General features: G+C 56.6%; 7 protein-coding genes. 3 read left to right on the top strand and 4 right to left on the bottom strand.

Annotation, left to right across the window (positions count from 1 at the left end; all coding sequences use genetic code 11):
- Positions 1-7: 7 nt before the first annotated feature.
- From USDA257_RS32825 to USDA257_RS32835, 3 genes are all read left to right on the top strand, one after another.
- Entirely contained in the window at positions 8-1039 is a 1032-nt protein-coding gene (locus tag USDA257_RS32825) for an ABC-three component system protein (RefSeq protein ID WP_014857789.1), read from the top strand.
- On the top strand, positions 1027-1515 hold the full coding sequence (locus USDA257_RS32830) for an ABC-three component system middle component 2 (protein ID WP_015633363.1): 489 nt from the start codon (positions 1027-1029) through the stop codon (positions 1513-1515). The genes USDA257_RS32825 and USDA257_RS32830 overlap by 13 nt, the downstream gene beginning before the upstream one ends.
- Positions 1516-1661: 146 nt before the next feature.
- A complete protein-coding gene (locus USDA257_RS32835; protein WP_332908284.1) occupies positions 1662-3362 on the top strand; it encodes a hypothetical protein in 1701 nt (566 codons plus the stop codon).
- Between the two features lie 123 nt (positions 3363-3485).
- Here USDA257_RS32835 and USDA257_RS32840 read toward each other — a convergent pair whose 3' ends face one another.
- From USDA257_RS32840 to USDA257_RS36870, 4 genes are all read right to left on the bottom strand, one after another.
- Positions 3486-4013, bottom strand: a complete 528-nt coding sequence (locus tag USDA257_RS32840) for a hypothetical protein (protein ID WP_014857792.1) — start codon at positions 4011-4013, stop codon at positions 3486-3488.
- Positions 4010-4288 (bottom strand): type II toxin-antitoxin system TacA family antitoxin, encoded by a 279-nt coding sequence (locus USDA257_RS32845; protein ID WP_015633362.1) that lies wholly within the window; start codon positions 4286-4288, stop codon positions 4010-4012. Before USDA257_RS32845 ends, USDA257_RS32840 begins: the two co-directional genes overlap by 4 nt.
- A 93-nt stretch (positions 4289-4381) precedes the next feature.
- Positions 4382-5239, bottom strand: coding sequence for a hypothetical protein (locus tag USDA257_RS32850; RefSeq protein WP_014857794.1), 858 nt, complete (start codon positions 5237-5239; stop codon positions 4382-4384).
- Between the two features lie 79 nt (positions 5240-5318).
- Positions 5319-5600: hypothetical protein (locus tag USDA257_RS36870; RefSeq protein ID WP_041415771.1), on the bottom strand; the 282-nt coding region annotated here is incomplete at its 5' end.

The following is a 5600-nucleotide window of genomic DNA, read 5'->3' on the forward strand; positions in this document are numbered from 1 at the left end:
AATCCTCTTGGCAAGCGATTTCGAGAACGGGCCAAAGATTGACCCTCTCAAGATCATCCAGATTTATGAAGCCAGCGAATGGGAAACGTTCATTGACGAATGGGTCCATTCGCTCAAAACCACATATGTCAACGTTATGCGGCCGACCGGTGCAGGAGACAAAGGCATCGATATTGCTGGCTTCTGTGACGCCGACCAGCTGCTCGGCATCTGGGACAATCACCAGTGCAAGCACTATACTTCACCCTTGAGTTTCGGCGTGGTCGCGCCTGAGATCGGGAAGATGCTCTGGTACTCTTTCTCAGGAGAATACAAAGCTCCGAGAGCATGCCGGTTCATCGCGCCGAAAGGCGCTTCGACATCGTTGTCGCTGTTGCTCTCCAATGCGAACAAGCTGAAAGCGAAGGTTCTTGCGGAATGGGACAAAGCCATCTCCGGAAAAATCACCTCGACCGGGCCGGTCACCCTAGAGGGAAAGTTTCTCGACTATGTCGGGGATTTCGATTTTCGGATCTTTTCGGCCGAGCAACCTCGAACGATCATCGAAGCCCATTCCAGAACGCGCTATCACATCGGCCGCTTCGGTGGCGGATTGCCCTCCCGTCCGCGGCCCGACGCTGTCCCTGTCGAGATCGGAGAGACGGAGGCGACCTATACAAGCAAGCTGCTCGATGCCTATGCAGAGCACAAAGGCGAGACGATTGCCTCGGTCTCGCATCTCGACAAGTGGGGGAATTTGAAATCCCATTTTCATCGCTCTCGCGAGGCCTTTTATCATGCGGAGTCCCTGCGGGTCTTCGTGCGCGAGAAAGTGGAGCCTGGTACTTTCGAGGGGTTGCAGACCGAGATACTGGACGGGGTCCTGGACACTCACGACGGCGAACACTCGGACGGATATGCGCGCGTCGTCGCCGTAACCGAGAAAGCGCAGTCCTTGGTTCTTGACGCTCATCCTTTGAACAGAAGCGCTTCTCCCACCGACCGTCGGGGAATCTGTCATCAGCTTGCGAACGATGGGAAGCTGACATGGCGCCGCTAATGCCTACGGCCTCGGCTTTCAACGGTTCGCTCGAAACGGGTGTGAGGGCCGTCTTCGTTCTGCACGCGCATTTCCCCCGGGCGGTAGATCTGAACCGGCTGACCGCGATGGATTATCTTGTCGTGCGAACCAGTGTCCTCGATGGACCCGCCGACCTGCATCCCCCGACACCGATCATGTCACCTGTCACGCAGGTCCGAAGAAAGTCCGTTCAATCTGCCGTAGCCCTGATGATGTCCCGAGGGCTAGTCGAGCAGGTTGTCGATGAAAGTGGGATCCTGTTTCAGGCCGGAGACAATGCGGAGTTTTTTGTCACCGCGCTTCAGACGCCATATCTCCGCCAATTGTACGAGCGCGCCGAATGGCTCGCTGGTTACTTCCAGGACTACAACGATGAGGCTTTTGACGATCTGATGCGCGATCTTCTCAGCAACTGGGTCTCTGAATTTCAAGATGAAGCATCCGGACCGACATAATGACATATTCAGGCTTCCAGATCCGTCACCTTTCCTTTCACGGCTCGGGAAAAGAACCGCCGGTCGTTTCGTTTCAGTCCGGCCTCAACGTCGTCTATGGGGCTTCCGACACCGGGAAGTCCTATATTGTCGAAGCGATCGATTTTATGCTCGGTGGCAAGGGCCCTCTTCCCGATATCCCGCAGGCGAACGGCTATGATCGCGTACTGCTTGCGATTGCTTTCGACGACGGATCGGAAACGACATTGCTTCGAAGCATGGCCGGTGGACGGTTCCAGGCATTCGAGGGTCTGCACACGTCGATCCCGGATGCTGAGGGGAGTCCCCTTGGCGAAATTCACAACGAGCGCGATGAAACGAACCTCTCGTCGTTTCTTCTCTCCAAGATCGGCCTTGCAGGCAAGCGGATCAAAAAGAACGCAACGGATGAAACTCAGGCGCTGAGCTTCCGAAACATTGCGCGGCTGGCGATCGTCAACGAGGAGGAGATCATCCAGAAGCGTTCGCCCTTGTCCGATGGGAACTATACGGCGAATACGGCAAATACGTCCGTCTTCACGATGTTGTTGACCGGCGTCGATGAAACAGCGCTCCTGTCACGCAAAAGCACGTCCCCCGAAGACCAGAAGCGACTGGCCCAAATCGATCTTCTCGATCAGCTTATCGCGGACGCTCAGAAACGTATCACGACAATATCCGGCTCACGCGACGAACTGTCTGGTCAGGAGGAGCGGCTTACGAGAGCGATGGACAATCGCGCCGAACAGCTCGCCTTCACCGAGGAAAAATTCAAGGCGATCTCCTCCAGAAGGCGGGCCATCATCCAAAAGCTCGAGATTACCAACGATCGATACACGGAAATTGCCACTCTGCTTGACCGCTTCAATCTTCTACGGGACCACTACGTTTCGGACTATGAGCGCCTCTTAGGTATCCGCGAGGCGGGTAGCTTTTTTTCGGTTCTCCAACAGGAGGTCTGCCCGACATGCGGTGCTTCGCCCGACCATCACGATCCCACCGCGGTCTGCCACGGCGATGTAGCGGTGACCGTCGCAGCGGCCGAGGCGGAGATGCAAAAAATCGAGTCTCGGCAATCCGAGCTGACGACTACAATCGCCGCGTTGAACGCGGAGGCGCAATCAATTCGGAAATCGCTTCCCAATATGAGGAATTCACTGAGCGAACTCTCGATTGAGATCGAGACCGTTGTATCACCTGACCTTAGAAGACAACGCGCAACATACAAGGAGCTCGCGGACAAGGGCGCGAATGTACGCGAAGCGCTCGGTCTCTTCAGCAATCTGAATGATCTCACCAGTCGCAAGGCCAACCTGGAACGGCAGAACGAAAGGGGGGCAGGCGATGCCACATCCAACAATCGCCTGACAAATACCGTGGTCGCCCCGTTCGCTGAACGTGTTGAGAGCGTGCTCCGGCAATGGGGTTTCCCGGCAGTCGAGCAGGTGCACTTCGACACAACCGCCAAAGATCTTGTGGTGTCCGGGAAAGCGAGAACGTCCTACGGAAAAGGGCTCAGGGCCATTACGCAGTCGGCGTTTACGATTTCTCTTATGCAATATTGCGCCGACAATGATCTGCCTCACCCCGGGATCGTTGTGCTTGACTCTCCTCTGCTTTCTTACCGCGAACCCGATAGTGCAGAGGACGATCTCAGCGACACCAATCTAAATGGGAACTTTTACAGGTACCTTCTCGGCCTCGAGAGCGACCGACAAGCCATCATCGTTGAGAACATGGATCCGCCGTCCGATGTCGAACTCGGCAATCGGGTCGTTCATTTCTCCGGAATGGCTGATGAAGGCCGCTTCGGCCTTTTTCCTCTCTAGCCGGGCCGCCGCAGGCGCCCGGCTCGCCATATGGTCATTGGTGATATAGCTTATCCTCAAGATGATCATCACGATGCGATAGTTCGCTTTGGCGAATCAATCGTATTCCCGCGCCATACGGGATCAAAGGAGACCTCTAGCACGCAAGTCGGCCGCGAAGGTGATGAGCGGCATTACGAGAGTTAGCGGCTTGTCCTTTAGCGGTTCGGCACCATAGGAAGCGTACCAGTTGGCGGCTCGCTCGCCTTTGGCATCGATGATCAGTAAAAGTCCCCCGCCCTCTCCTGCAAGTCGCAGGCAGCGGAGCGCGGCGGCGGCTAGGAGCCGGCCTCCCAGTCCCTGCCCGGCAACCGCGCGGTCGGTAGCCAATCGCGCGAGCTTGAAGCCTGGCACGTCATGGCGGGAAAGACCGCGTGTCATTGCATCTGGCACAGTCGCATGCTCGACTGCCGAGGGCGCGATCGTATAGAACCCAAGAATACGGCCGGGCACTGCGTCGTCGATAGCACAGAAGGTTTTCGAGGCATTCTGCTCATGGCTCTGTCGAGCAAAGCGGAGCAAAAACTCGTTCATCTGACCGTCGCCGCAATCGAAAACTGCCCGACCGTGAGACTTAGCGATCGGTTCCTCATGCCATGCAGGTAAAGTCATAGGCTGCCAGGCAAACCGGCAATCGCCGCGCGCAGCTTGGCGTTAGGTTTAGGCGGATTTTCCAGAAGCTCAAGAATGCGAAGATGATCGCGCTTCGACACTTTGATCGTCTCGGCTTCCTCGATCACAGCCTCTGCTTCTCGCAGCGCGGATTGCGTCACGAAATCCGTCAGATCGGTATTACGAAGTGCCGCAGCGCGTACGAGTTTAGCCTTGGCCGTGGCAGGCACCCTCAAACTCATACGTTCGCTGTTCTCGTTCGCTATGCTCGGCATGTCAGCCTCCATCTTCCAACAGAATATAGGCGTAACTCCTCTTGTCGTCAATGGTGTGCGCCTTCAAGGCGTACAGGCCACCCAGGCGCACTTCTATATCTTCTTGGCTTGCCTCAGGGCGTGAAGAACGTTGGGATCACCGGTCAGCTGTTCAGCGATCTGCAGACCATCGCGAACGCCCTCAGGGGCAACGGGCGCCCGATCTCGCCAATTGACGCCCAGTACGGGCGCAAAGTCTGCCGACAGGCCGAGCCTTGGATGCGACCAATTGATTGGTTCGCCAAGCGTAATCCAGCCCAGCCCTGGTTGATCGAAAATCGCCAGATCGACGTAGAAATTTGCACCGCCGATCCCGCCCGCCTTTCCTGACGACTCGGCGACATAGGCCTTGGTAAAGGCAAAGTTCGCCTGGAGTTGCGGGATGATGTCAAAGGTGGGGCGCACTGATGCCGCTTCACGAACGGCCTGTTCAGTGTTGATCCGACCCTCCTGCAATCGGGCGAGTATGGATCGCAACTGGCCAGCCGAGGCATCCATGCCGGCCCGCCGGCCGCGCATGCGAAATCCGCAGGCCAAAACCATGCGCGCGCCGGGATGTCCGGCGGCGGCTTCGAGGGATTTGATTTCGCTGAACAGTTCCCACGAGCGTATCAGGAAATCGAACGTTACCGACGGCGATCTCAGCGAAAGATCGCGATAGGCGACTGCTCCGTCGTTCATGACCAGCGTCGGAAAATGGCGCGCACTGTGGCTTGCAACGACTTTATGAAAATCGCGGAGCCGCCTTAACGCTTCCCTTGATTTGATGTGAAGCGGATTGAAATCCGCGGCTGCAATCATGCCGCCATAACCCAGCAGATCAATCCAGCATGCGATGGAGACCTGGAACGGATATGACGCTCTCTTACCGACAATGGGTTGCGCGATTGGTCTGGCTACTTTGTCTTCCATGTCGACCAGTTTCCATTCTGCTTCGAGCCGCTGTCCCAGACTTGGGCAAACCCCTGAGATCGGCTTTGACTGGTGAGAACTAGAATTCGTTCTGCGCGCGAACCGCATCGATTTCAGCGCGTCCCGTTGTGCCACCATGTCGATAGGATTCGAGAAAGGATAGGCGGTAAGAGTTCGAAACGGCAAAGTCATTGATGTCGCTGCGCTGACGTTCGCTGCGGATAAGCCCGTTCACAGACAGGAATGTCAGCGCGTCGGGGATCTTCTTGCGGCTGATGCCGGAGTAGTCGCTGATCTTGTCGTAGCTGAGATCGATGACGTTACGGTTGATATCGCGCCGGGACACGAACAGCAGATAGGG

The organism is Sinorhizobium fredii USDA 257, from assembly GCF_000265205.3.
Taxonomy (GTDB): Bacteria; Pseudomonadota; Alphaproteobacteria; order Rhizobiales; family Rhizobiaceae; genus Sinorhizobium; species Sinorhizobium fredii_B.